Below are 2,977 nucleotides of genomic sequence, written 5' to 3'. Positions count from 1 at the left end.
GTTTTATATGATACTTTATATGATACATAGTTAAATATTAAAAAGCATATTTAGATTTTATCTAAATATGCTTTTTAATTCTTTATGAATTTACTATTTCTCCACCATTAACATGAATTGTTTCTCCAGTTATGTAAGAAGCTCCATCACTAGCTAAGAAAACATAGCTTTCACCTAATTCTACTGGTTGTGCCGCTCTTTTCATAGGGCTTTGTTTGCCAAAACTTGAAACTTCAGTCATATCAAAAGAAGCTGGTATAAGAGGTGTCCATACTGGCCCTGGAGCAACTGCATTTACTCTTATATTTTTATCTGCTAAATTTAATGCTAATGATCTTGTAAATGAAGTTAAGGCTCCTTTAGTCATTGAATAATCAATTAATGTTTTATGTCCATGATAAGCCGTTACTGATGTTGTGTTAATAATACAATCTCCAGCATTTAAATGCTTTAAAACTTCTTTAGTTATATAAAAAGCTCCAAACACATTGGTTTTAAATGTTCTATCAAATTGTTCTTTGGTTATATCAGTTAATGCATTGCATACATGTTGTTCTGCTGAATTATTAACTAATATATTTATTTTATTAAATTCTTTTATAACTGTATTTACAGCATTAATACAAAAGTTTTCATCTCCAATATCTCCACTTATTAAAATACATTCACCATTTATATCTTCTATAAGCTTTTTAGTTTTTTCTGCATCTTCATGTTCATTTAAATAAATAATTGCTATTTTCGCTCCTTCTTTTGCATAAGCTAAAGATACAGCTCTTCCTATTCCACTATCACCACCTGTTATTATTGCAACTTTATCTTTTAATTTATTTGATCCTTTGCATAATTCTTCTATTTTATAAATAGGATTAGGATTCATTTTTTCTTCTATTCCTGGTTGTGCATTTTGATGTTGTGGAGGAAACTCCTTTGGAAAATTATTAATCATCTTTTTTCTCCTTAATACTATAATTATTTTTGAAATTTGAATTGCTTTCTATAGTTTCTAAGTAATTAGTTTTACTTATTATATTGTTTTCAAATTCCTTTACAGCATTTTTTGTAAAATTACCAATATTATTTAAATCATTGTAAACTTCCTTCATAATCACTTCTCCTTTACTTATTTATATACTTATTTTTTATTATTTAATCGCTAAATATACTTTTAAATAAATTTAAATTCTTCATATATTTGTAAAGTAGTGCTATAATAATTTTATTACAAAAATTACTTGAGGTGGAAGCTTATGCATTTTAAAAAAATTGAGGAAACAAGAGAAAAAATTAAAGATGTAATTAATAAAACTCCTATTTTATACAGCCCAACTTTTTCAAAACTTTCAAATTGTTCAGTTTATATGAAATGTGAGAACTTACAAGTTACTGGAGCTTATAAAATACGAGGGGCTCTTAATAAGATACGCTCATTAAGTGATGATGAAAAGTCTAAAGGAGTTGTTTGTTCTTCGGCTGGGAATCATGCTCAAGGAGTTGCTTATGCTGCTGAATTATTAGGAGTTAAATCAACAATAGTTATGCCAAGGACTACTCCTTATCTTAAAATACAATCTACTAAAGACTTTGGTGGTGAAGTTGTATTGTATGGTAATTGCTATGATGATGCCTTTTTAAAGGCTAAGAGTATTGAAGAAAATAATAATTCAGTATTTATACATCCGTTTAATGATATAAATGTTATTTACGGACAAGGTACAATTGCTTTAGAAATTTTAGAAGAAATGCAAGATGTAGATGTAATATTATGTCCAATTGGCGGTGGTGGATTAATAAGTGGTATTTCATTAGCTGCAAAAGAAATTAATCCTAAAATAAAGATAATAGGAGTTCAAGCAGAAGGTGCAAATGCTATGGAACAAAGCTTTAAAAATGGAAGTTTAGTTTCTTTAAATTCAGTTAATACCATTGCTGATGGTATAGCTGTTAAATGCCCAGGAGATTTAACTTATAGAATAATTCAAGAATATGTTGATGATATAATTACTGTTTCTGACAAAGAAATTGCTGAAGCATTTTTAATATTGTGTGAAAAACATAAGTTACTTGCAGAAGCTTCTGGAGCTGCTTCTCTCGCTGCATTAAGAAAACTTAATATGAAAGATAAAAAGATTGTTCCTATAATTAGTGGCGGAAATATAGATATGATTACTATCTCTTCTTTAATTAATGACGGATTAGTTGAAAGAGGTAGATTATTTTGTTTTTCTATAGAGCTTCCTGATACCCCTGGACAATTACTTGAAATATCTAAAATTCTTTCAGAACTTAATGCAAATGTAGTTCAGCTTGAGCATAACCAATTTAAAGCCTCAAATAGATTAAAGAATGTCTTGTTAGAAGTTACTGTTGAAACTAATGGTATTGAGCATATAAATTTAATTAAAGAATCTTTTACAAACATGGGTTTTAAAATAAATCAAATGTACTAATATAAATAAAAAAACAACTTAAGTTAAAGCTATACTTTGTTTCTTAAGTTGTTTTTTATTTGATTATTTAAATTTTCTTTTAGCTTTTTTCATTTTCTTATATAATTTAGCATTTTGAACAACATCCATAAAATCTTCTGCCATCTCCATTACTAAATTACTTTTCATTCTTTTTCTTTTAAAATTTCTTTTCATCTTTTTCATTAGTTTATTCATATTTAATCCCTCCTAAGGTTTTACTTTACACTTATAGTTTGCCCTTAAGAGTCAATTTTATTATAAAATTTAAACTATACTAGTTACTATAGCATTTATAAAATCTTCCTTTTTAGAATTTAAATATTCACCATAATAATCATTATTTATATCATTATTAATTTTAATTATACTAGATAATATAAAATTATTTATATCTATTTCATATCTAAGTTCTATTTCATTTTTAATACTTATAAATTCTTTTATGCCACCATTTTTTCTATATTTTCTAATTAAGGAATCTAAATAAGTATTATATTCTTTAATTT

Annotated in this window: 5 protein-coding genes; 1 reads left to right on the top strand and 4 read right to left on the bottom strand. The window is 26.2% G+C overall.

What is annotated here, in order from left to right; genetic code table 11:
* Nucleotides 1-82 precede the first annotated feature (82 nt).
* Together A500_RS18085 and A500_RS20870 are read right to left on the bottom strand one after the other, a co-directional pair.
* Complete coding sequence (locus A500_RS18085; protein ID WP_016209020.1) at nucleotides 83-949, bottom strand: SDR family oxidoreductase; 867 nt, start codon at nucleotides 947-949, stop codon at nucleotides 83-85.
* A complete protein-coding gene (locus A500_RS20870; protein ID WP_172655003.1) occupies nucleotides 942-1,106 on the bottom strand; it encodes a hypothetical protein in 165 nt (54 codons plus the stop codon). Before A500_RS20870 ends, A500_RS18085 begins: the two co-directional genes overlap by 8 nt.
* A gap of 144 nt (nucleotides 1,107-1,250) precedes the next feature.
* Between A500_RS20870 and ilvA the strand changes: the two genes are divergently transcribed.
* Nucleotides 1,251-2,450: a threonine ammonia-lyase gene (ilvA, locus tag A500_RS18080; protein WP_016209019.1), complete on the top strand. Its 1,200-nt coding sequence runs from the start codon at nucleotides 1,251-1,253 to the stop codon at nucleotides 2,448-2,450.
* A 63-nt stretch (nucleotides 2,451-2,513) separates the two neighbouring features.
* Here ilvA and A500_RS20865 read toward each other — a convergent pair whose 3' ends face one another.
* Nucleotides 2,514-2,666, bottom strand: a complete 153-nt coding sequence (locus A500_RS20865) for a hypothetical protein (RefSeq protein WP_172655002.1) — start codon at nucleotides 2,664-2,666, stop codon at nucleotides 2,514-2,516.
* Between the two features lie 69 nt (nucleotides 2,667-2,735).
* Nucleotides 2,736-2,977, bottom strand: a 242-nt coding sequence (locus tag A500_RS20860) for a hypothetical protein (RefSeq protein WP_040437146.1), incomplete at its 5' end; no start/stop codon positions are given.

Origin of the sequence: Clostridium sartagoforme AAU1 (genome assembly GCF_000401215.1) — a bacterium.
Classification (GTDB): Bacteria; Bacillota; Clostridia; order Clostridiales; family Clostridiaceae; genus Clostridium; species Clostridium sartagoforme.
This window is presented reverse-complemented; position numbering and strand designations above follow the sequence as displayed.